17 protein-coding genes and 2 tRNA genes are annotated in these 26,086 nt (G+C 31.2%); all 19 read left to right on the top strand.

All coding sequences use genetic code 4. The features are described 5' to 3' along the window. Positions 1 to 50: 50 nt before the first annotated feature. Positions 51 to 506, top strand: coding sequence for a 50S ribosomal protein L13 (gene rplM, locus G319_RS0100630; protein ID WP_026389212.1), 456 nt, complete (start codon positions 51 to 53; stop codon positions 504 to 506). Beyond that, a complete protein-coding gene (gene rpsI, locus G319_RS0100625; RefSeq protein WP_026389211.1) occupies positions 506 to 904 on the top strand; it encodes a 30S ribosomal protein S9 in 399 nt (132 codons plus the stop codon). Before rplM ends, rpsI begins: the two co-directional genes overlap by 1 nt. A gap of 154 nt (positions 905 to 1,058) precedes the next feature. Then, the gene (locus G319_RS0100620) at positions 1,059 to 3,479 is read left to right on the top strand and encodes an MOLPALP family lipoprotein (RefSeq protein WP_026389210.1); all 2,421 of its coding nucleotides are present in this window, start codon (positions 1,059 to 1,061) and stop codon (positions 3,477 to 3,479) included. A gap of 143 nt (positions 3,480 to 3,622) precedes the next feature. Beyond that, on the top strand, positions 3,623 to 4,345 hold the full coding sequence (locus G319_RS08825; RefSeq protein ID WP_026389209.1) for a hypothetical protein: 723 nt from the start codon (positions 3,623 to 3,625) through the stop codon (positions 4,343 to 4,345). 55 nt (positions 4,346 to 4,400) lie between these two features. Then, entirely contained in the window at positions 4,401 to 6,782 is a 2,382-nt protein-coding gene (locus G319_RS08820) for an MOLPALP family lipoprotein (RefSeq protein ID WP_026389208.1), read from the top strand. A gap of 96 nt (positions 6,783 to 6,878) precedes the next feature. Continuing rightward, a complete protein-coding gene (locus G319_RS08815; protein WP_026389207.1) occupies positions 6,879 to 9,311 on the top strand; it encodes an MOLPALP family lipoprotein in 2,433 nt (810 codons plus the stop codon). 111 nt (positions 9,312 to 9,422) lie between these two features. Next, a tRNA-Ile gene (locus G319_RS0100600) sits at positions 9,423 to 9,499 on the top strand. Positions 9,500 to 9,590: 91 nt separating this feature from the next. Next, complete coding sequence (locus G319_RS08810) at positions 9,591 to 11,564, top strand: MATE family efflux transporter (RefSeq protein ID WP_051350832.1); 1,974 nt, start codon at positions 9,591 to 9,593, stop codon at positions 11,562 to 11,564. A gap of 93 nt (positions 11,565 to 11,657) precedes the next feature. Beyond that, on the top strand, positions 11,658 to 14,075 hold the full coding sequence (gene leuS, locus G319_RS0100590; RefSeq protein WP_026389206.1) for a leucine--tRNA ligase: 2,418 nt from the start codon (positions 11,658 to 11,660) through the stop codon (positions 14,073 to 14,075). Between the two features lie 111 nt (positions 14,076 to 14,186). Continuing rightward, a complete protein-coding gene (locus G319_RS08805) occupies positions 14,187 to 15,764 on the top strand; it encodes a hypothetical protein (protein WP_051350831.1) in 1,578 nt (525 codons plus the stop codon). Between the two features lie 107 nt (positions 15,765 to 15,871). Beyond that, positions 15,872 to 16,291 (top strand): pantetheine-phosphate adenylyltransferase, encoded by a 420-nt coding sequence (gene coaD, locus G319_RS0100580; protein ID WP_026389205.1) that lies wholly within the window; start codon positions 15,872 to 15,874, stop codon positions 16,289 to 16,291. A gap of 219 nt (positions 16,292 to 16,510) precedes the next feature. Next, positions 16,511 to 17,464, top strand: coding sequence for a DHH family phosphoesterase (locus tag G319_RS08800; protein ID WP_026389204.1), 954 nt, complete (start codon positions 16,511 to 16,513; stop codon positions 17,462 to 17,464). Further along, a complete protein-coding gene (locus G319_RS08795) occupies positions 17,464 to 19,908 on the top strand; it encodes a lipoprotein (RefSeq protein WP_026389203.1) in 2,445 nt (814 codons plus the stop codon). The genes G319_RS08800 and G319_RS08795 overlap by 1 nt, the downstream gene beginning before the upstream one ends. A 21-nt stretch (positions 19,909 to 19,929) precedes the next feature. Beyond that, the gene (locus G319_RS08790) at positions 19,930 to 21,828 is read left to right on the top strand and encodes an ATP-binding cassette domain-containing protein (protein WP_026389202.1); all 1,899 of its coding nucleotides are present in this window, start codon (positions 19,930 to 19,932) and stop codon (positions 21,826 to 21,828) included. Between the two features lies 1 nt (position 21,829). Beyond that, entirely contained in the window at positions 21,830 to 22,840 is a 1,011-nt protein-coding gene (locus G319_RS08785) for a carbohydrate ABC transporter permease (RefSeq protein ID WP_051350830.1), read from the top strand. Between the two features lie 9 nt (positions 22,841 to 22,849). Next, positions 22,850 to 24,394: a carbohydrate ABC transporter permease gene (locus G319_RS08780; protein ID WP_026389201.1), complete on the top strand. Its 1,545-nt coding sequence runs from the start codon at positions 22,850 to 22,852 to the stop codon at positions 24,392 to 24,394. Positions 24,395 to 24,480: 86 nt separating this feature from the next. Continuing rightward, positions 24,481 to 24,556: transfer RNA gene (locus G319_RS0100550), tRNA-His, on the top strand. Between the two features lie 66 nt (positions 24,557 to 24,622). Beyond that, the gene (locus G319_RS0100545) at positions 24,623 to 25,741 is read left to right on the top strand and encodes a hypothetical protein (RefSeq protein WP_026389200.1); all 1,119 of its coding nucleotides are present in this window, start codon (positions 24,623 to 24,625) and stop codon (positions 25,739 to 25,741) included. Beyond that, positions 25,731 to 26,060: a hypothetical protein gene (locus G319_RS0100540; protein WP_026389199.1), complete on the top strand. Its 330-nt coding sequence runs from the start codon at positions 25,731 to 25,733 to the stop codon at positions 26,058 to 26,060. Before G319_RS0100545 ends, G319_RS0100540 begins: the two co-directional genes overlap by 11 nt. Positions 26,061 to 26,086: the final 26 nt, after the last annotated feature.

Raw genomic sequence — 26,086 nt, 5'->3', positions numbered from 1 at the left:
AACGCTTACTACACTTTAACCCCGGACAGGTCATAAGGAGAAAAAAGCACATGAACCAAACAACACTTATTTCAGCAAAAGACATCGATAAAAAATGATTTATCGTTGATGCTGCTGGACAAACAGTAGGGAGACTATCTACACAAGTAGCTATGGTATTAAGAGGGAAACATAAACCTTCTTTCACTCCTCACATCAATAACGGAGATCACGTTATTATTATTAACGCAGAGAAAGTAGTTTTCACTGGTAAAAAAGAATCAGACAAAAACTACTACCACCACTCAATGCACCCAGGTGGATTGAGAAGAAGAACTGTTGCAGTTCAAAGAGAATTAGACGCAAGAAAAATTCTTGAAAGATCAATTAAATTAATGTTACCGAAAAACGTACAAGGTGGAAACCAATTCCGTGCCTTACACGTTTTCGTAGGGGAAAACCACCCTTACGCAGCTCAAAAACCAGAAGTATTAACAATTAATACTAAAAAAGGAGAAACTAAATAATGGCAAACACAAAAGTTATTTATAGAGGAACTGGAAGAAGAAAATCTTCAGTAGCTCAAGTTATCTTAACACCTGGTAAAGGGTCAATCACAGTAAACGGGCAAGCAGCTTTAGAGTTCTTTCCATACGCAACATTAGTTCAAGATCTAGAACAACCATTAGAAGCAACAGGAACAAAAACTGATTTCGATATTACAGTTACAGTTAAAGGTGGAGGATTCACTGGTCAAGCTGGAGCAACTCGTTTAGGGATTGCTAGAGCTTTATTAGAAGCAAGTGAAGACTACAGAAAATCTTTAAGAGCAGCTGGATTATTAACTCGTGATGCACGTATCAAAGAACGTAAAAAATACGGATTACGTGGAGCACGTAGAGCACCTCAGTTCTCAAAACGTTAATCAAACAAAACTTCAACCTTCGGGTTGATTTTTTTATTTCAATAAAAAGATTTCCAATGTTGATTTGTATCATTTTTAGACTATCAATTTATGTTTTAATTGTTTATTCAATATATAATTATAGAAAGAATGTTATTAATGAAGGGGATTTATTATGAAAAAAATGTTGGCATTATTAGGAGCCGTTGCTCTTACTGCATCATCAGCTGCAACTGTTGTTGCTTGTTCAAATGAAACAAGTCAAGAAACTGATCAAAGAGAATTTAATAATTCACAAAATAACTTACAAGGGTCTGCTGCTGCTTTAGCAAAACAAATGATTATTGCTGACCAAAATGGTTTCAGTTTAAATTCAATTAATAATACTTTAAGTGGTAAATCAGCCCAAAGTGTTTTAGAACAAATGGGGATGACTTTTGAATCTAATGATCGTGGTTTAGAAGAAGGAGCTATTTTAGAAGATTTAACAAATAGATATTTTGGTTCAGGAATTGATCTTGAAGAAGTTAATGTTAATGGGATTAATTTAGATGGTAAATTAGGTAATGGTAAGGGTTCAATATCACAAATTCTTCCTGATGATGTTTTAGGGATGTCTGGTGATGAGTTATCTCAAATGTTATCTATGATAATGACTATTATTCCTACTATATCTACTGGAATGTTAAATACTTTATTGGGTGCACTTGGGTCAATTATTGATCTACCCGAATTAAAAGATATTGCTGGAATTCCTACTGAAATAATAAGTTTGGCATTGGAATTAATGCTAAAGAACGACAAAGTTTTAGAAAAACTTGAAAAGATAATAACAGAAATGGATATTTTAGAATATGCTGCTGATGTGTCAATCAAAAACATCGATAGTGCCTTGACAATTGCATTAACAAATGGGATTACAATGATTATGAATCCTGATTATGAACCTTTAGATTATGCTACAAATGATGATATTGAAACTAATGCGATGGCATCACTTGGTGGAATCCTTAGTGGCATCTTAAATGGTGGTGATGAAGCAAGTAATTCTGAAGTTAATTCTGTTATTGAGAATTTTTCACTAGTTGACGATATTGATTATTATTCTGCAATATTAGCACAATTCATGAGAGCTATAACTTTATTCCAATTTAAATTATCTCTATTTGACGATTCTAAAGAAGTCTATAAAGAGGGTGAAACACCTAAAACAAGGGAAAACTTATTTTCTAAAGATTTAAAAAATACTGATTACATCTCTAAGGTTTTTAAAGTTGAAGATGACAGCGCTACTATTGGAACTGAATTCTCTTCTGGTAATATAAACTTCAAATACTTACTTTCTTCAATAAAATACTATTTGGGAAATATTTCAGATAGTGAAAAAGCTGATCCTAAAGGATATGGATTACAAAAATTTATAAACATTTTAATACCATTAACTGTTAAACCTAAAAACATCGGTGATTTAAAAACAATGGACTTCCATACATCTGGAATCATGAATGCTATTGGAGGATTATTATATTCTGTTATAGATAGTGGTGGAGAGACTGTTATTAATTTAATATATGGTCTATTACCAGATGCTGCTAAATCTTTAATATCTGAAGCTAACTTTAAAAAGACAATCACTGGAGATAACTTATTAACGTTGATTGGGAGTTTCGTTTATGCTCTTGGTAATGGTGGAGAAGCTCCAACATTAAAACCATTTGCTAAATCTATCACAGGTCTAGGTTTTGTTCTTGATTTAGCTTGAGGAACAATGCCGAAATTGATTAAAAATACATTTGAAAGTATTTATAGTGGAGACTTTAAGAAAGAATCTTATATCGGAATTAGTGCCCTTGGATTGGGAATTGACTTGTATGAAACGATTATTGGTCTAATACCTAATGGAAAAGAAAAAGTGGATGAAATTTTTGGGGATAAACCATTAAATTTAATTACATTGGCAAATACACCACTAGATAAATTTATAGGATCAAAACCTTCTATTGCTAGTTACTACACTTCATTGAGTATTACAGAACTTATAAATGACATTTCTAAAGATTTTGATATTGATGAAAATGCTACTTATGCCAAACTAGAAAACTATTCAATAAGATTTACAGATATTCTAAGTTTAGTTAAAGTAATTATTGGTGAAAATGGTGAGAAAAATCTAATATCTAAAATATTAGAAGATTTACCTAATCTAGTAGAACACTTAGGAATTAAAGATGGTGTTGCACAATCTGGTTCTGTCTGAGAATTGTTGGTAAATAAATTCTTCCAACCTAACCATAATTCTGAACTACCTTCACCTGATTTATTGAAGGAGTTATTAACTGCGGTTGCGAGAATCTATAAAAAAATAGATCAACCAACTGATTTTAAAGACGATTTTGTTGAGCTATTTGATAATGATAATGCATTTGAATTTAATTTCAGCAATCCTGTAAAATTTGATGATGTAGCTATTAAAGGACAAACATTAAAAACTGCTTATACAGATGAAAATGGACAAGTGCAAAATTACACATTTAAATATGAACGCGAAACTAAATTTGCGGTATTCAAATTAGTTGAAATTACAAAAGAAGTTTAATAATTAACACACTTTCATAGTGTGTTTTTTATTTTTTATTTATAGGCATTTCATTATTAAGGACTTAAAAAGGTAAAGTTAAAAACTTAAAATATTCTACCTTTTTGTATTTAAAATAGTAGAATAAGTAAAAGGAATAAATTATGGAAAAGAAATATATCAAAGGAATATCTAGTTTATATTTAATTGTTATTGGGGTAATTGCTCTGTTAGCTTTTTTTCCTATGCTTATGGATTTCCGCGATTTTAAATACATGATTTTTATAAGTGTCACACTTTTCTTCGTATCTTTAGCATACTCGTTCTCAATCCTTAAATACGTTTTAGAGTCTTTCTCTAAAATTAAACGCAATAATTACAAAACATCAGCTTATATAAAAATTGATAAGGTATCTACAGTGGGTATTGCTGTTTTCTTATTACAACTTGGAGTACAACTTTTTCTATCTGTTAGAATGATTGATGGTATGGGTAATGTTCCGTGAAATGTTGTGAATTTCTTAGAATATAATAATACTTCTTTATATGAACTTTACATCATTCACTTGGGATTAACAGGAACATCATTATTGATGATATTCTTTGTGTTTTTAGCATCTTTTGCTTATGCTGCAAGCAAAAAAACTGTTATTAAATATGATTTCACTGGATTTACTAAGTGAAGTTTTAAACGCATTAGATTCATTAAATTAACTATTGAATCATTCCGTAGAACTTTAAAAAATCTTATCTCTTTCTTACACGGAGTATTTTTAACAATCGCTAAAGCAAATGATGAAATTGTTAATAAAATTACATCGATTGAAACAAAACAACTAATAAGTTCCAAAAAGGAACAAACACCACCAACTCAATTTCTTTTTTAAGACTAAAGTAAGTCTTATATTTTTTAGTATTTAAAAAAGAAAAGAGAGATATATTATGAGAAAAATGTTAGCACTTTTAGGTGCAATTTCATTATCAGCTTCTTCAGCTGCTACTGTTGTAGCATGTAGTAATAAAACTACAACAAACGAAGAACAAGATAATCGTGAATTTAACAATTCACTAAATAATTTACAAGGATCTGCTGCCATATTGACAAAACAAATAATCATGGCTGATCAAAATAATTTCAGTCTTGGTGCAATTAATAATACATTGGATGGAAAATCTGCTGAACAAACTTTAAAAAACCTAGGAATTGATTTTGAACAAAATGATAGAGGTCTGGAACAAGGTTCAGTGGTTGGAGAATTAACTAATAGATATTTTGGGACGGGAGTAAGTCTAAATGATGCAACTCTATCTGATAATTTAAAAGTTAATGGAAGACTAGGGAATGGCAAGGGTGCGATATCTGAAATGTTGCCAGAAGAAATTTTGGGAATTGATGGAGATAAAATATCAAACACTTTAACTATGGTTATGAGCATTGCTCCAACGCTATCAACTCAAATGCTTACAACATTATTGGGGTCACTTGGTTCTGTTGTTCAAATACCAGAGTTAAAAGACATTGCTGGAATTCCAGTTGATGTGATATCTTTAGCTATAGAACTAATTTTAAAAAACCCAAAAGTAACACAAACGATTGAAGAAACTATTGATGGGATGGATGTTACAAAATATCTTGGAGAATTATCGGTTAAAAACATTGATACAGCAATGTACTCAGCGTTAGTTAATAGTATTGGAAAAATAATGAATTATGAAAAATTCAAAGCTTTCGATTATAATGATGATGCTTCAATATCACAAAACCTTGGAAAGGGTTTTGGTCAGGTCTTAGACTTAATAGTTAATAAAGAGGTTCAAAGCAATCAAGTTATTATTAAAGAATATTCATTAACAGAGAATGCTGAAAAAATTGTTGATATCGCAACCGAGATTATTAGAATGGTGCAATTACTACAATTAAAACTTTCATTATTTGATGATGGGAAAGTGATTGAACCAAAAGATAGTAAACACTTATTTTCAGATAAGCAAACAAACAACGAATATGTAAACCAGGTATTTGAGACAGCAACAGAAGTTAAGGTTGCTGATAAGTTTGAAAATGGAAACTTAAACATTAAGTACTTGTTATCTTCTATAAAATACTATTTAGGTAATATTGGTGAGGGAGATCCTAATGGATACAAATTACAAAAATTCATCAACATCATGTTCCCGGTTTTTGTAGAACCTAAAAACATTAGTGCGGTTACTTCTGAAAAAGGAAATGGTGGTGCCGTGGCAGATATGTTATTGCCAATCATTGAAAAATATGTAACTCCAGAGTTTGTATCTATGATTTATGACAAAATTAAGGACCAATTACCATCAATGGTAGCGGGGATAATTACCGAAGAAAAATTACAGAAAGTTCTGACTCCAAGTAATGTTTATGGCTTGATACCAAGTATATTCTTCTCATTGGGGAATGGTGGAAAAATCACACAAGTTGAAAGCATGCTTAAAGCTGGATTTTGATTTATGGGTGGAATTGTTTTCAATATACTGCCTAAAATAATTAAGGATCCTTATAATGTAATCTACAAAGGTGACCTTAAAAATGACATGAATATCGAAATTGCAGGGGTAAATCTTTTTGATACATTAATCGATTTAATTCCAAATGGACGAGAAAAAGTCGAAGAGTGATTTGGTGACAAACCTCTAAATTTACAAACATTGGCAACAACTCCAATCAATAAGTTCATCGGTAAAAAACTTCCAATTGCTAACTACTATACAACTTTGGGATTCACAGAGCTTATAAAAGATATAACAAGTGATTTTTCTGTGGATGAAAATCAAACATTGAAACAATTGGAAAACTATGGAATTAGATTTGAAGATATTAAAGAACTTGTGCGAATGATAATTGGTAAAGAAGGTGAAAAGAATTTAATTTCTAAAATCCTTGAAGACTTACCAAATGTAGCAGAAATTCTAGGTGTTTCAAAAGAAGGTGCTATCGAAGGATCAGTGTGGGAATTTTTAGTTAACAAATTTTTCATGCCCAAACACAATGAGAATTTACCATCTCCAGATTTACTTAAAGAATTAATAACTGGAATTGCAAAGGTTTACAAGAAAGTGGATCAACCAACAAACTATAAAGATGAATTTGTAGAACTTTTTGAAAGCGAAGATATGTATAGATTTGAATTTAGTCAAGTCCAAAATTTTGCTAAAACAAATGCTATAAAATCTCAAACACTAGTTGCTAATTATATAGATGCTAAATCAAAAAAAGAAACTAAGTATACAATTAAATATGAGAGAGAAACAAAATTTGAAATTTTCAAAATAACTGATATATCAAAAAAATAGAATATTAATTTATAAGGATTAGCGCGTATGCATAAGTCTTATTAATCATATGCTGTTAGTCCTAATGTCTTTTAAAGATATTAGAAAGAAGGATATATGAAAAAATTATTAACGATTTTAGGAGCGATCTCAATTACCGCTTCATCAGCTGCCATGGTAGTGGCTTGTTCTGATACTGCAAAGGCAGATAACGATAAAATGAAATTTAGCAATTCACAAAATAACCTTGAAGGTTCAGCAGCTAGTATTGCAAAGCAAATCATTATGGCAGATCAAAATAAATATGATTTAAGCTCTTTAAATAATTATTTAGGTGAATTAAATGCCTTCGATACATTTAAGGGTATGGGTATAGAACTTGACGCTAATGATTATAATGTTGAATCTAATTCGGATTTAAGCATGCTTAATAAAAATTATTTCGGTGAGGCACTAAATTTAAGTGATACTGAAATTGAAGGGGTAGACTTGAGTGGCTCTCTTGGTGATGGCTCTGGAGCTATTGAAAACATAATGGGTGAGTCTATTTTAGGTATTCCCTCAAAACAGTTTTCGGGAATGTTGAAAAGTGTGATGGTTATTTTGCCAACTTTAACAACTGATATATTAAATAGCATGATACCTGGACTTTCAGGAAATATAAACTTACTAGATGAAAACACAAAAGAAGCTATGGGTAAAGTGATTGATTTCATGTCTAATAATCCTGAGATAAAATCAACAATTAACAAAACAATAGACGAGATTGATGTGATTAAATACTTTGAGGATAGACCAGCTCAAGAATTAGTTGATGATGGCTGAGAAGAAGTCCTGAAAGATACAGAAGCTGTAAAGGTTGGGCAAATTGATAGTGCACTCTTGGTTTCGCTTATTAACACAATTTTTGCAATAACAAAGCCAGGCAGTGAGCCTATTGAATTTAATACAAGTAATTCTTTAGATCCGAATGTATTAACTGGGAAAATCATGAAGTTATTGATGGATCTTATGCAAAAACCTGAAGCGGACAGTACAAATATTGATTTAAATGATACAGAAAATGTTTTAAATATATCAAAACATATCATAAGAACAGTTACACTGTTGCAATACAAAATTTCACTGTTTGATGAAACAAAAGATATTATTCAACCAATTGATGCAAATCATTTATTCTCAAATAAAAAAACAAATACCGAATATATGAGAGATGAGTTCTTCGGAAGAAATGAAGAAATAACTTCAATATTCAAAAAAGGCGGATTAAACCTCGAATATATAATTGGGACATTGAAATATTATTTAGGAAGTGCCGATAAAGAAAGAGACCCTAAAGGGTATAGAATACAAAAATTAATTAACATCTTGTTACCAATTGGCGAGGAGTTTAAGGGTGAATCATTTGAGGGTCCTGAGAACACAAACTTTTTGATGTTTATGATTAGTAATTTTGCTCCAATAATTTTTAGTGGGATGCTTTCTTCACAAGGAGTTCCGGATATTTTAGGAAACCTTTACATAACAGTTGAAGAGTTATTGAAAACAAAACTAGGTATGGACCTAAGTGATGTTGTGAGTTCTGATGATTTTACAAGCGTGATTAGTTCCCATATAGGGACTGTATTGTTTGATATTAACCACTCTTTGAATACTGGAGAACCAATTACTTCAATAAACATAATGCTTGAGGATTTATTTAAAAACGATACAACCGGCATTGGCAAACTCGCTATAGGTATTATTGGTAACCTACCACTCATCGAAGACCTATTTACATTTTTATACAGTGGTGATTTAAAATCTCTGATTGGAATGATTTCTAAAGAGACTGTAGATTCAATTGATAGTATCTTTGGTTCAAACAAACCTCTTAACTTAATTACTATTTTAGATACGCCATTAGATAAGATGATTGGCAAAGAAGTTCCGATTGGTTCTCATTATACTGAAATGAGTGTTGGACAAATAATTGATCAATTAGCAGCGGATCTTGGTGTTGATGAAATGATTAAACTTAAAGATGTGGAGTATTCTTCAATTCACTTCAAAGATATAAATTTATTAGTTAATAAAATTTTTGAAAACACATATACTGATGCGGAGGGTAATAAAAATACTGGGAACGCTATCTCACAAATTTTAAACAAGCCCCAAGATATAGATATAATTTTGGGATTTATAAATGGCAAAATAATTCCAGACTCTATTTGAGAAGTTTTAGTAAATAAATTCTTGAAACCAATAAATGAAAAAAATGGTGAAACCATTGATAATTTATCATTGTATGGCAAATTAATTTCTAAAATCTATAACAATTTAGATAAAGCAAAAGATTACTCTGAACAATTTATAAAAGAATTCACTGACAATTCTAAATTTAAATTCACCTTTAAAGATTTAAATAAGTTTGATAAAGTTGCGATAAAAGGGCAAACCTTAATCGTTGAATATACAAATGATAAAAACGAAATAGATGTATATATATTCAAATATGAAAGAAGCGAAAAAAACGGTGATTTCAAAATGCTTGAAATTAGCAAAAAGTAGTTATTTGAACAAGGAAAAACAGCTCCCGCTGTTTTTTTATTTAATTTTTTAAAAAAATTTATTTTTTCTATTGCAATTTAATTCTAAAAACAATAAAATCTTCTTGTTATTCGGAATATAGCTCAGCTGGTTAGAGCACTCCGCTGATAACGGAGAGGTCGTTGGTTCAAGTCCAATTATTCCGACCATTTAAAAATAAATCAAGTACTGTTCATTCAGTACTTTTTTTTATTTTTAAAAGGTATAAAATCAATCTAGATTTAAAATGAAGGGGATAAAATGGAAACAGTTACAAGAGCGGACAAAAAGAATAAATTCTTCGCCAGTCGTGCATGATATGCAGCTGCACTGGGGATTATTTTATGATCTATTTTCCAAGAGATTATTATGGCTTCAACTGACATTGTCGATAGTATGTTTGTTAACAACTTATCTAATAAACAAGTTAATGGTTTTGAGGATTTTTTAAATAATATTAAGCTTTCTGGTTGAAATCAACTTGGTAGTGATTTTTTAAATGGATTCGGACTTGGGAATTATGCTGTTGGTGAATCTGGACAACTTTATACTTCTGGACAAATTGCTGTAAATGGTATCACAGCATCTAACCAAATGTACGTTATTATGTTCGCCATGGTATCTGGTTTCTGTTATGGAGCCGGGGTTTATTCTTCTCAATACTATGGAGCTGGAGACTATAATAAATTAAGACAAATTACATCTATTAAAATTTATGTAGTATTTACCATTACTTTATTCTTTGCGATCTTTGCCATTCCAGGATTAACTAGACCATTAATTTCATTTACTACAAACCCACATTACGGGAATGAATCAATTTCTGATGTTTTCGCCGAAATAGGACAATTAACTGAAAATTCAACTAAAGAACAAGTTACAAGAGTTTTCAATGCAATTCAAAATGAAGTGTCAATTCTTTCAACTCAAGAAGGGGAACACTACTACCAAATTATTGCTCCTTCATACTTATTACTAACAATTAACCAAGTAGCAATTACATCATTGAGAGAAACTGGACGTCCATTATACTCATTCTGAATGTCATTGATTGCTTTAACATTTAATGTTTTAGGAAACTTATTATTAACTGATGCAGTTATTTTAGGATCCGCAGCTCCAAACTTAGGAGTTAGAGGTTCAGCGATCGCTACAGTTATTGCAAGATCACTTCAAACAATATTCATTGTAACCTTGCTTTCTATTAAAAGATTCGAGTTTATCCCAACAACCCAATCATTCAGGGTTCAAAAACGTATTATTGCCAACACATCTAAAAAAGCTATGCCTATTTTAATTAATGAACTAGCATTTGCTTTCGGAGCTGTTGTAATGGTAAAAATGAGGGGAACTTATTCAGTTGAAGCTTTAACTGCTAATGCAATTTACGCTACAGTTACTATGGCTATATTCTCTCCACTATATCATGGTATGAATGCTGGGGTTACTGCTCTTGTTGGTAACCAATTGGGGGCTAACAACCTTAAACAAGCTGAATACAATGCGAAACACTTGTATGGTTTAGCGATTATTATTGGACTGGTATTCGGATTGTCATTAGTGGCTTTATCAGGGGTTTTACCAAGCATTTGACATATAACACCAGAAGCACATAGAATCGCTCGTTGAATGTTATTAATGTATGGATTGACTTATACAGGATTAATGATTGCCAATACTGCATATTCAATTTTAAGAGCAGGGGGTCAAGTGTGATGAGCACTTGCAATGGACTCATTATTTAATTGATGTGTCCAAATTCCTTTATACCTATTCTTAGTTTTATGTAACAAAGATGTAATCGGTGATGCTGGTTTATTTAGTTTAGACATTGTTTATATCTTTGTTATTGTAAATACAGCTGAATTGATAAAAGCTGGACTTGGTTACTCAATCTACAGACGTAAAAAATGATTAGTAAATCTAACTGCTGAAAGAGATAATGAAAATACTTTCTGAGGAAAAGCTGCCCAATTCTTCTTCAAACATAATAATAGGAAATTAAACCCTAATATGTCACCAAGAGAAAAAGCGACAGTCGAAAGATTAGATGACTTAATCGATAACACAAAAAACAATTTAGAGGAAGTTATAAGTTCTGATATCCCACTTGAAGAAAAAGAACATCAAGTAGAAATCATTGAAGAAGTTATTGAAACTTTAGAAGAAAACAAAGTTCGTGCCAGCGAAGGGTTAAGAGCTCATAAAATTGGTCGAATTAGAAGAAAACGTTAATATTGAAGAAAAGTAGACTTAGGTCTATTTTTTCTTTGTTTTTATAATTAAAAATAGTAAAATTATACTAATGACTTTGAAGGAGATAAGAAAATGGATTTTTCACATAAAGCAATAGAAAAAAAATGACAAAAATACTGAAAAGAAAATCAAACATACAAAACTACTACTACAAGCGATAAAAAAGCTTATGTATTAGACATGTTTCCGTATCCATCTGGAGCTGGACTACATGTTGGTCATGTTAAAGGTTATACTGCAACAGATGTTTATGCTCGTTTTAAAAGAATGACAGGACACGATGTTCTTCACCCAATTGGATGAGATGCATTTGGTTTACCAGCAGAACAATACGCTTTAAAAACTGGAAATGATCCACGTGATTTTACTCTACAAAATATCGAAACTTTTAGAACTCAATTACAAGCTTTAGGGTTCTCATATGATTATGATAAAGAAATTAATACAGCTGATCCTGGATACTATAAAGTGACTCAATGAATTTTCCAACAACTTCTTAAAAAGGGATTAGCTGAAAATAGAGAACTTGAAGTTAACTGATGTGAAGGTTTGGGAACTGTTCTTGCAAATGATGAAATCATCAATGTTAATGGAAGAATGGTTTCTGAACGTGGGGAATTCCCAGTTACTAAAAAAATCATGCGTCAATGAGTATTAAAAATTACTGATTATGCAGAAAGATTATTAGATGGTTTAGAAACTCTTGATTGACCACAATCACTAAAAGATTTACAAAAAAACTGAATTGGTAAATCTGAAGGTGTGGAAATTAAGTTTTCAACAACTGAAGGGATTGAGATTCCAATATTCACAACGAGAGCTGACACTATTTACGGTGTTAGTTATGTTGTGTTAGCACCAGAACATCCGCTTGTTTCACAAATCACAACAGCTGATAAAAAAGCTGAAGTTGATGCATATGTAGAAGAAACTGCAAACAAATCTGAAATTGATCGTAAAGATGAATCAAGACCAAAAACTGGAGTATTTACAGGAGCTTACGCAATCAACCCTGTGACTAAAGAAGAAATCCAAATCTGAATTGCGGATTACGTGTTAAAAGATTATGGAACAGGAGCTGTAATGGCAGTACCTGCGCACGATTCTAGAGATTATGAATTCGCAACTAAATTTAAATTACCTTTAATTTATGTTATTGAAGGAAAAGCTGAAGGAAAAGCATTCGTAGGTGAAGGAGCTCACATTAACTCTGAAATGGTTAATGGATTAAACAGAATTGAAGCTTTAGAAGTAATTACTAAATGATTAGAAGAAAATGATTTAGGAACTAGAAAAGTTAACTATAAACTAAGAGATTGATTATTCAGTCGTCAAAGATTCTACGGTGAACCATTCCCAGTAGCTTATACTGAAGATGGAAACATCGCTTTAATTGAAGAAGATCAATTACCAGTAACATTACCACGCGGTGAGTACATTAAACCAAGTGGTACTGGAGAATCACCTTTGGCAAACGTTACTGAATGAGTAAATACAACAATTGGTGGAGTTCCTGTAAGAAGAGAAACAAATACAATGCCACAATCAGCTGGATCATCATGATACTTCTTAGCTTACATCTTAACTGAAACACCAAATGTTTTAATTGATATTGAAAGTGAAGAAGCGAAAGAAAGATTTGCAAAATGAATGCCAGTTGATTTATATATTGGTGGACAAGAGCATGCTGTTGGACACTTACTATATTCAAGATTCTGAAACTTATTCTTATATGATTTAGGAATAACATCAGTGGCTGAGCCATTCCAAAACTTATTTAACCAAGGAATGATTCTAGGACCAGATGGTCGTAAGATGTCAAAATCATGAGGAAACGTAATTAACCCTGATGATGTAATTAGTTCACACGGAGCCGACACATTAAGGTTATATGAAATGTTCATGGGTCCACTTGATGCTTCATTACCATGAAGTTATGACGGATTAGATGCTGCTTTAAAATGATTAGACAGAGCATTCAGAATGATTAATAAAGTTGAATTTGCTGAAGAAAATAATGGTAACCTAGACTTTGTTTATAATGAAGTTGTTAAAAAAGTTACTGAGATGATCGGAAGTTTAAAATTCAACACAGCTATCTCTCAATTAATGGTATTAGTTAATGCCATTTACAAAGAACAACCTGGAACTGTATATAAAGAATACATTTTAGGATTTGTAAAAATGTTGTCATTATTTGCACCACATATTTCAGAAGAACTATGAGCTATGCTTGGACAAACTGGATCAGTTACACAAGCAGAATGACCAACTTATGATGAATCAAAAATGGTAAGAAATACAGCAACAGTTGCTTTCCAAGTTAATGGTAAATTACGTGGAACAATTGAAATCGAAAAAGGTTTAGATAAAGAAAAATTATTAGCTTTAGCTAAAGCTGATGAAAATGTTGCTAAATTTATTGAAGGACACGAAATCGTTAAAGAAATCGTAGTTCCAGATAAAATTGTTAACATAGTAGTTAAATAATAAAAAAATCTAACAAAAAAAGCGCTTCTTGGTGCTTTTTTTATTTATATATTGACTTTTAACATTTATATATTGCTATAATCTTATAGTTAGAGAAAGGAAAAGAATAATATGAGAAAAACTACAAGATTAATAATCTTATTATTAGTTGTAGCAGTAATATACTTTGGATATTCAGCATGAATTGACAATGCATCAGTATATAACTTATCAAATGAAGCCTTAGGTTATAACCATGTACAAATGGGATCAACAAACTGAGGAACAGTTGCTGGAGCTTTAGGGCTATCAGCTGGTGATATTTTTGATGTTGCATTAATCAAACAAGCAGTAGCAGATAAAGCTTCTGAAGGTTGATTATTCCAAGGGGTATTTGCTCACAACTCATTAGCTAAATCATTACTTGACCCATTTAAACTAGTTTTAGTTGGGGGAGTATTTGCGATGTTAGTACCATTAACAAAACAATTATTCTTTGGAACAGTTATCGGAATTAAAGGTTACGTTAAAGCACGTAACAATAACGTTTTATATAACTACCAAAAAACTATTGCTTGAGTTACTGATTTAAACAGCAAATTAGCTTTAGGAGACCACGAACAAATTAAAGGGGTTTACGCAACTTACGGAGGTTTAGCATTTAAACCTACATTCTTAACAAACATGATGGAAGAAATTGGATCAGGTTTAATTAGAGAATTAGATTTAACTATTTATGTTAAACCATCAGAAGTAATCATCAATTCTTTAAAAGAAATGTATGAAAAAGAAAGAAGAATGGCTATCGCTCAAAGAGCTGATGAAATGTTCTTTGACTTCAAACGTGGATACGAATACACTTCAGTTGGTTCAAAATACAGTATTGCTTACTATAAAGCATTAGAAACAGGAACAGATACACAATCTAAATTAGCTTGAAAATTATTCAGCTTAGAAATGTTTAGATTCTCAATCTACTTAATCGCAACTTTAATTCCTGCAATTATCGTTGGAGCATTAGTAGGAGGATTAGTAACAGGATTGGCTAAAACAACAGGAGATATTAATACTTTTGTTACTTCAGCTGTGTTCATGTTAACATGATTCGGTTTAGCAATCGCTTTACACGCAACATTAACATTTACAAAATCTTCATACGCAAACATGAAAAAAGCATTAGCTAAACCTGCAGCAATTTACTACAGCTTATACATTTTATTAGCTATTACAATTTCTGCTGGTATGGTTGGTATGTCTAAAGTATTCCCAGACGGTAAAACAATTACTGATGCTGGATCAATGGATCAAATTTGAGTTTGATTCTCAGCAGTTGGATACTTAATCTTATCTTCATGCTTAGTATTATACGTAATTTCAACATTAATGGACGCAAACAAATCACCAGAAGGAATGACAAAAAAATTATTCGTTGATGGAATTGTTTTACCATTAGTTGCTTGAACAATTGCTACAGCAGCAAACTTTACAGGTCTATTCTTAAATGATACAGAAGCTTTAAAAGATGCTAAATCAATTTTAGCAGCAGCAAACTCAATCACATTAGTTGGATTCTGAATCTACTTATCATTCAGTGGTATGTTATTAAACAACATTGTATTACCTTCAACTCGTAAAAAAATGGCTTTACAAGCTGAATTAGCAGAACAAGGTAAAGAAGCAGAAGCAAAAAAAGCTAAAGCATCTAAATAATAAGTAAACTAAAATAGCTTCGGCTATTTTTTTATTCCAATTTGGAACAAATCCTTTCATTGAAAATAATGAAGTTTATAATCTTAATATAGAATTATGAGGCAAACATGAAAAAAATTATATTTCCAGGAAGTTTTGATCCAATCCATGAAGGACATATTAAATTAATCGAAAAGGCTGTTGAAGTTTTTGATGAAGTAATTGTTGTTGTAACAAACAATATTAATAAGGATAGCAGCGATATAACAGATCGTTTTGGGGACGTTAGAGAGTTGTTACAAGACTTTAGTAGAGTGTCAGTAATAATGAACCCAGATAAGCTAACTCATCAACTAGCGCGTGAATTAGAAGTTAATTACTTATTAAGAGGAATTAGAAATGACACTGATTTCCAATATGAATATGAACTAGCAAAAGCTAATAAAGTTATGAATAACAATTTAGAAACTATCTTCTTTTTTGCTGAAGATGGAGATAAAGAAATATCATCTTCATTAATGAGAGAAATTGAAAAATATAATCAATAATTATAAATACCATGATAAGTTCACTTATTGTGGTATTTTTAGAAAATTTTCTACCTATTTAAGGCCTTTAAATAAGGTTTTCCGTGATATGTGAAAATTTTTAAAAATATCGTTAAAAATATGTTTTTTTATGTGTTGTTTAAATATTAGAATACTATATTATTAATTTAAGAACTTAATAACCTACATAGGTTTAAGAAATACAACAACGGAGGTTGCATGAATTACTTATCTCTTATTAGTGAAAAAATACAAGAGTACAATAAGATTATAATTCATAGACACATTATCCCAGATGGAGACGCTTATGGTTCTCAACTAGGGTTAAAGTATTTAATTACCTCAAATTTCCCTGACAAGCAAGTTTTTGTTCAAGGTGAAGATATTGAATATTTAAAATTCATCGGTTTAATGGATGAAAAAATTAGCGACGACTTTTACAAAGACGCATTAGTTATCGTGACAGATTGTGGAAACGTTGAACGAATTGATGATCAGCGTTTTAGTTTAGCAAAAGAAATAATAAAAATTGACCACCATCCAGATGCGACTCCATATGGAGACATCTCATGAGTAGATACAACATTTACAAGTGCCAGTGAAATGGTTGGTTATTTAGCCAAAGAATTAAATTGAATTATTTCTCCCGAAGCCGCGAGAGTGATTTATCATGGGATTTGTACCGATTCAGGTCGTTTCCTATTTAGGGGTACAACTTCAAGGACATTTGAAGTATGTGCGAGGTTATTCGAAGAAGACTTCGATTGACAAGAATTATACAATAATATGTACGAGAGTACTTTCGAAGATCTCGAGTTGAGATCAGAATTAATAACTACAGCAAAAGTAACTGACCAAGGTTTAGGATATATTATTCTAACTGACGAAATGGTTAAGAAATATAATATTAGATATGAAGAAAACGGTAAGTTTTCAAATATTCTAAAAAACATCAAAGGGATAGATGTTTGAATTACATTTGCCATCAGAGAAGATGGGCGTTACAGAGTAGAGTTCAGAAGTAAAGAACTTACAATAAACAGCATCGCTGTTAAGTGAGGCGGAGGAGGCCATGCATTGGCTTCTGGAGCTATAATTGATAACTTGGATCAAGCGATGCAAGTTATTGACGACATGAATGAATTAATCAGAGAGAGTAAAGGGCAATTATAATGAGAAAATTATTAGTAATATTAGGCGCAGTATCGTTAGTAGCGACAACTGGAGCAGCTGTTGTATCATGTACGCAAGTAGAAGACACAACAAAAGTTATTTTAGAAATTGAACAAGATGTATCCAAACCTGAGAAGGCTCCTTTTAAAGCCTACCAAGCAATGGTTGACAAGTTCAATGCTAAATTAAAGTCAGAGGGTAGTGAATATTCAAAAATGGAAGTTGTGGTTCAATCAGCTCCAAAAGGGGATATTATTAAAAAAATTACTTCTGGTGAAACTCTTCCAAACTTATATGTGACTTATCCAGATAACGTAACGTTATATGAGACACAAGTTGGGGCTGACAAAGTTATCGATATGCGAGCTGTAATCAACTGAGATAATGAGTGAATTGAAAGTTTAAACACTCAAAAACAAGTTGGTTCTGATAGTGCTAATAATTTTTCGTCTAATTTCCAATACGAAAACTTAAAAGACTTCAAAAATAACTTCAAAGTTGGTAATGAAGCTACAAATAACCGTTCATTAGAGGAAATCTTAAAATACGACTTGAAAAAAGTTGGAGACGAAGATGCAGCATCACAATATGCTAATGCTGAATTTCCAGAATATGAAAAAACTCAATTCTTCAAACCATTAACATACTCATTCTTAAGTGAAGCTATGACAACAAGTGGAAAAATGTACGGAGCACCAACTGGTAAATCTATGAACTATGGAATGCTTAATAAAAGATTATTAGCAGAACTTGTTTACAGAATTACAGATGGAGAAGTAGATTTAACTAATGAAACTCAATTTAGTAATTTAGCAGTGGATGAAAATTGAAATCCACATGAAACACTTAAGGGCTATGAAGATGTAGTTATTAAACAATCTAAATCAACAGTGTTTGGTGATCCTTCAAAAAAATTCAATGATGTTAAAGTTCCAGATTTCAAAAATCAAGAAGCAACTGTCGGTCAAACTGAAAATCCAACAATTAATATTTACGCAGGACAATCAATTAAAGAATTATTCAAAACATGATTTGCACCTAAAACTGATGAAGATCAATATGAAAAAGGTGTATATAACGCTAAAGATATTCAAAACATCGTAGCAGATGCAGACAAGATATTAGTTCTATCAACTGCTTTCTATGAATTGGCTAAACAGACAAAAGTTTTAGACAACGAAGATAATAAAGGAAAAATGTTCTCATTATCAATCGATGATACTCCTGGATTCATTTATGGAACAGATAGAAACTCAACAGGGATTGAATTAGAACAAAATCCACAGAAAAAATTCTTCAACTGAGATGGAACTGATGCATATACATTAAAAATTAACGATAAAAGTGGTACAACTTCAGTTGACAGTGTAGCTAAATTCTTTAACTATATGAATCAATTGGTTCCACTTGCTGGAAACGAAAACCACAATGGTGGATTACTTGGGGGTAACCCTTCAGGATCAATTTATGGTTCTAATTACTTCATCAACGGTAACATGCTAGTTGGTATGGGTTCAACTGCTGGAGCATCATACAGTGTTACAGCTAAAAAAATTGATGAAAACGGCAACATGGTGAATAATGATACAGAAAACAAAGTTTATGATAACAATGCTTTAGCAGTAGCTACACCAGCATTCTATCGTGACTCTGAATCTGAAACAGGAGAAGTTGTTGGTCAACAACGTCGTCAATTCGGGATTCAACAAGGACCTGGACTATCAATGTTTAAAGCAACAACAGAAAAACAACAAGATGTTGCAATCCGATTTGCTAACTATTTCATGGAAGCTAAGTCTTTATCTGATTACTCAGCAAATTCGGGATACATTCCATCAAACTACTATTCATATGTAGATATTGAAAAAGAAGTTTTAAATGCCGGTGAAGGTAAGGTTATTACAGAACACGAGGTAAAAGAAAAATTACTATATAACATTGAACATGGGGAAGACCATGATGAATCAACTAATATGTATTATGAAAACTTTGGATCAGCCTCAATCGATTCAAAAAATAATACAGTTAAAACAAAAATCAGTTTTGACAAATATATGCACCAAATCGTTGATAGTATTGCAATTTCAGCGCTAGCAACACCAAATGCTACTATCATGAACGATGAGTTAACTACAACAGAAAAAGAAATTGCAACAGATACTGGATTGCTATATTCACAATCACCATCACCGTATGGTAATGGAATGCGTTTCTTTATCTTTAGAGATTGAGTAGCAACTTTCTACGGATTATCAGATTTTGCTAATGCAGATAAAATGAAAGATCCAGAAAAAGAATTAACATTAAATAACTTCTGATCAAAAAGATTCCACAATCCAAAAGATGGAAGAATCTTAGTTATGGCTACAAATGCTAACTCAACATCAAAAGTTGTATATGAATCATCAGGTTATAAAGAACACTCTACAATCTGAGGAAAATAAGAAAAAAATAGGAGAAAAACAATGAGTATTAAATTAAGAAATATATTAATTGATTACGGAAATTCAATCGCTGTTGAAGATTTATCGTTATCTGTACCTAAAGGTGAACTTGTTTCATTATTAGGACCATCAGGATGTGGTAAATCAACAACATTAAATGCTATTGCCGGATTAATTCAAATCAGTCAAGGACAAATTTTATTTGATGGAGTGGATGTAACTAAAAAATCACCTCAAAAAAGAAACATTGGATTAGTTTTCCAAAACTACGCACTATATCCACATTTATCAGTATTCCAAAATATTGCTTTCCCACTATACCAAAACGGAAACTTTAAAAGAGAAATTGCTGAAAATAACAAAATGACTAAATTAGAAATTGAATCAATTAAATTTACAGGAACATCTGTAGCTAAAATTGAAGCAAAATCTAAAATGGAAAAAGTTGTTGAGAAATTCACAAATAAATACAAAAATGAATTTTCAAAATTAGCGGATAAGTACCTAGTTAGATCAAAAGACCTATCTAATAAATTCGCATTAGAAGTATATGGTGATGGGGAATTAAATGCCTTCAGATCTCGTTTATACATTCAATGATACGATGATTCAAGAGCGTTTATTGAAGAACAAAAAATCTTAATGTTAAAAGCTTTATCAAACAAACTTAACTTAACAGTTTCTGAATTTGAAAAGTTACAACCTAAAAATGCTGGAATCTTTAAATTTGTAATTAAACAATTCTGTGAAAAAATGAACATCCATGATGTAGTTATTGCAAACAGAAAAGCTAAAGCGATTAAAGAAGCTGTTAAAACTCACCAAAAAACATTAATTGAAGAAGTTAAAGTTTCTGAAAGAATGGCTAAGATGGAAGGTAAAAATGTTGAGTGAAAAGTTTCACTAGAGGAAAAAGATTCAATCTTAAAAGCACAAGCAACAACTTATGAGGCTTGAAAAGCCGAATTCAAATCTGACTTAGAAACAGTTTTAGAAAAATTCTTATCAAAAAATGAAAACCTTGAAATTACAATTAACAATGAATATACAAAATTCTTAGCAGCTGATCAAAATGAACAAATTTCAACTGATGAATTACAAGATAAAATTAGTACTCAAAACAAAAACTTCAAATCATTTAGAAGAGAAGTTAAAAAAGCAGTTAATGAAGTTGCTGAAAAAGTGGAAATCACAACTCAACTTAAAAAGAAACCATCTGAATTATCAGGGGGACAACAACAACGTGTTGCTATTGCTAGAGCAATCGTTAAAAAACCAAAAGTTCTTCTATTGGATGAACCATTATCAAACTTAGATGCAAAATTACGTGTATCAACACGTGAATGAATTAAAAAATTCCAAAAAGAAACAGGGATTACAACAATCTTTGTTACTCACGATCAAGAAGAAGCTATGAGTATTTCAGATAAAATCTTCATCATGAGTAAAGGGGTGTTACAACAAGGTGCTGCCCCAATGGACGTATATGAAGCTCCCGCAAACAGATTTGTTGCAAACTTCATTGGTACTCCATCAATGAACTTCTTTGAAGATACAAAAATTGATGATAAAGGAAACATTATCTTAAATGACCAAATCATTGGAACTTCAAAAGAATTCAAAGGTCAAACAGTTACAATTGGAATTCGTCCTGAACACATTGAATTAGTTGGTGCTAAATCAACAATTGAATACTCAAACAAAAAACCAGTTATGGCTAAAGTTGATGTAATTGAACGTTTAGGAAGATCAGACTTCTTAAAAGTGTTAGTAAACAAAGATAAAGAAGTAAGAGTTATTTATGACGCTAAAAACTTAGAATCAAGCAACCATGGTTCAGAAGTTGGAATGAACTTTATCAAAGGAAAAATTTACATTTTTAACAACGAGGGTGAACAAGAATTATTAGGTACAGCATAAGATGGCTAAAACTAATACAAACACAAACGTAGAATCAACAAACAACGGTTTCAAACTAAAGTTTTTTGATAACGTCACTCAATCAGTAAAAAATGTAAAAAATAAAAAGGTTGTTAAAAAACATGACAGTTTCTTCATTCAATTAATATGAGTTACTCCAGCTTTCTTTTTCCTAGCATTATTCACATTCTTCGCTGCTGGAATCATTTTCAAAAATGGTTTCAATGGAGATGGTCAATATCTAGTTAAATGAACAGCTTCAATGGTTAACTTCAAAAACATCATCAATGATAGAACTTTCATGATAGCTATGCGTAACTCAGCATTATATGTTGTAGTTGTTGTGCCGGTTTCAATGATTATTTCAATCGGTGTAGCTAAAGCTTTATCATCAATTATTAATAAGAGAATATTCTCATTCTTACAAGGGTTATTCTTCTTACCTTATGGAACAAGTGCGATGGCTATTGCGATGGCATTCTCATTCATGTTCTCATCAAATGATGGAGGATTATTAAACCAAATCCTTACAGGAATTGGTATGGATCCAATTAGATGACAAAATGATCCAAGATTTGCAATCTGGGTATTATTGATATTTGGTATATGAAGAGCATTACCATTTAACATCATTATGTTAACTGCGGCATTTATGAGAGTAAATCCTCAATACTATGCTGCAGCATCAATTGATGGTATGAACAAAACAAAACAATTCTGAAGAATAAGTATGCCAGGAATCACTCCAATGGTAGTTTACTTAACAACAATGGGAATCATTCAATCATTCAAAGCTATGCCGTTAGGATTATTTAAATCTGAATCAGCTGCCGAAATGGTAGATTCACAAACAATTGTTTTCTGAATTTATGAAAAAACAACAGGAGCCAGCCAAGGGGTAGTATCATACCAAAAAGCCGGAGCTGCTTCCATATTATTGCTAATAATAATTTTAGCGATTACAATTCTATCTAGAATTGCTACAAGAATGCTTGCAAAAAGATACAAATAGGGGGTAATTATGCAACAACAATTTGAAAAACATACTTACCATTCTAAGGCAAGTAGAAGTAATATGTTATTTGGTTGAATGACATTATTAACAATTACACTTGGTTCAGTATTAACTGTGGTTGGTTCATTTATGTACCACACATCATTCAAAGATGTTACTACTGGAACTGGTGATAAAGCAGTTACTACAACTATCTCAGAAGGTGGTTGAATTGCTGCAATCGTATTTGGAGTTTTAATATTAGTTCTAGCTATTTATAGTGGATATAAATTATTTACTAATCTTAAAATTCAAAAGAGTTATGGAAATAGCTTAAAGGCTAACTTAAACAAATTCGAAATTGATGCTAAATACTCAAACATTAGAGATCAAATTAGATTTGACCATAAACAAAAAATGAGAGAAGCTACTTCAAGAGCTGAAATCAAATCATTAAGAAATGAAAGACACTTACAATTAGTTCAAAATGATTTTGAATGAGCTGAAGAGTTGTTTGATATCTCAAGTAATAAATTAACAATGACTGAAATTACAATTAAATTCAACTTAATTGGAAAACACCGTCGTAATGTTAACTATGTAAACAACTTTGGATTTAACAGATATGTTTACAAAAAGAAATTATTTACAGCATCAATGGCTGGAGAAGTTTGATGAAAACAAGCTGGTATATTAACAGTTAGAACATTGTTCTTATCTGTGATGGCAATTATTGTAATATTCCCATTCTACTGAATGATTTCAATCTCATTTAGATCAGTTGATGAAATTCGTGGAGGACTAACTGGTGCATTACCAATTTGACCAAGTGAATGAACAACAGCTGCTTATGACTTCTTATTCAATAACCCAGAAGCTAAACTAGAAGTTTCAAAATTCATTGCAAACTCATTTGTGATTGCAATCATCTCAATGACTACTCAAATCATTGCTTCATTATTAGCTGGTTATGGATTATCACACTACAACACACGTGGAAAAGAAGTGTTAATTGTCGTTATCCTAGCTACAATGATGTTACCTGGTGAAGCTTTATTAATTGGACAATACATGTTGGCAACAACATTTAACTGACAAAATACTTTACCGGCGTTATTTGTGCCATTCATCGGAAATGCATTTACAATCTATATGTTCAAAAATGCCTTTGATGGTGTTAATAACTCAATTAAGAGAGCTGCGAAAGTTGATGGATTATCAACATTCAAATTCTTCTGAAAAGTAGCTATTCCTTTAGTAAGAGCTACAATCTTCACATCAGCATTAATGGGATTCATTGCATCATGAAACTCTGTATTATGACCTACAATGGTTCTTAAATCAGATTCTGAATGAATGACATTACCAATGTTGTTATGACAAATTATTGAATCTACAGGAGACGCAAACGGAGTATGAAACATTAGTGATGAAGTAGGAAGCTTAATGGATCCTCAAAACGTAAAAATGGCATCAGCTGTTATTGCGATATTACCAATGTTTATTATCTTTGTTCTTACTAAAAAATACCTTGTTAAAGGTATTACAAGTAATTCAGGTTCAAAAGAATAATAAAATAAAAAAATCAACGTTGATATTGACTTATAAGTACTTATTTAAGTATAATTACTATGTTGTTAAATCAACGTTTTTATATGGCGCCGGTGGTGAAGTGGTTAACACACTAGGTTGTGGTTCTAGCATTCGCGGGTTCAATTCCCGTTCGGCGCCCCATTTTAAAAATTAACGAATAGTCTTAGGGCTATTTTTTTTATTTTCTCCTAATACTATAGGGGTACTATGATAAGTCAAAATATAAATCAAGAGAGCATTAAAGTAGAAAACTACGAATTATTAAATCAATCGAAATTTAGTCCCGAAATAGTTTTCGTAAATAACAAATTTAAAACAGATGGGAAGAATTATTATAAAGTTTATGTAAATATCGGTTTAAATAGCCATTTAAACCCTACAAATAGCTTTGGTAAGGAATTTATCCTACAAGATATGAAATTCACTCTATATACGTCTAAAAATGGCAAATTAAGCGTAGTTAAGCCGTTAATAAACCTCAATGGAGACTATGTTATAGAGAGTTCACAAAAACGAATAAATATGTTTGAGTATCAAATCGATGAAAAGAATTATATCGATCAAGGAATCAATCTATTTTATACATTAGAACATCGAGTTAATAAACAGTTGCGCCAAGCACAAGGAGAAATTAAAATAGTAAATCCAGTTACTAATTTAAGTGATGGTTATTCTAATCAAACAATGAAGTATTATTTGGAGTATGATCTGATAACTAAAACAAAAAGAAAAACTCATGATATTCTGACGACAAACTTGAAGGAAACAACATTTGATTTTAAGGATATTAAATCTATAGATAAGTTCGTTGAATACCAACTAAAATATCTTGAAAATCACGATAGGGTTAAACGCAATACGAGAATATTAAATGATATAAGAATGATTAAAAACAACATCAATGAAAGTATCTTGGAATTTGATAACTTTAAAATTAATGGTGAAGGTCCCATTAAAAATTTCTATAACATCAATCCAATGATTAAAACAGCCAGAGATCATAATAGACTATCATTGGAAATTACCAATAAAACTATGGTAAATAAACAAAAGATTGTAGTAGACAATGAATATGGGGATAAAGGGTTGGTGGTGAATCCTTTTAGGAAAAACCAAACCTTTGATTTTCACTATAGTCTTTTGGGTAGAAAACTAAATAAAACAATAAATATAAAAAATACCAAATATGAAGTTAGTTATAATGACATAGCTTTAGAAGAGGCTATACATAAGGAATACAATTTAGAACAGGACTTTTGAAAAGAATTTGTGAAACTTAAAGGTGCCGAAAAATTTAAGGAGTTGTTGAGTCTTTATGAAGTATAGATATTTAAAGATAGGTTTGATGTTCTTGTTCTTAACAACAAGTATTGTAACTGGAGTGATGTCGATAGTTACATCCGGAGTATTCCATAAAAATGTTGACAACTTGATTCAACCTAGGTTAACCTCAAGTGAAGCAGCAGATATTCTCAGCAGCAAAATGGAAGTTGATCCTAATAAGTTTGCCCACTTATTATTAAAGAAAATAAACCGACAAATAAAAACACTAAAAATTAGTTATAATAAAAATATGGTGGTAATCAATATAAAATACGACCGTAAAACATACCAATGATTTTATAAGATTGAAATTAACTTATAAAATTTATAAAGTGTTATAATTATGAA

It is taken from the genome of Tullyiplasma multilocale ATCC 49900 (assembly GCF_000483165.1).
In the GTDB taxonomy this organism is placed as follows: Bacteria; Bacillota_I; Bacilli_A; order Mycoplasmatales; family Mycoplasmataceae; genus Tullyiplasma; species Tullyiplasma multilocale.
This window is presented reverse-complemented; position numbering and strand designations above follow the sequence as displayed.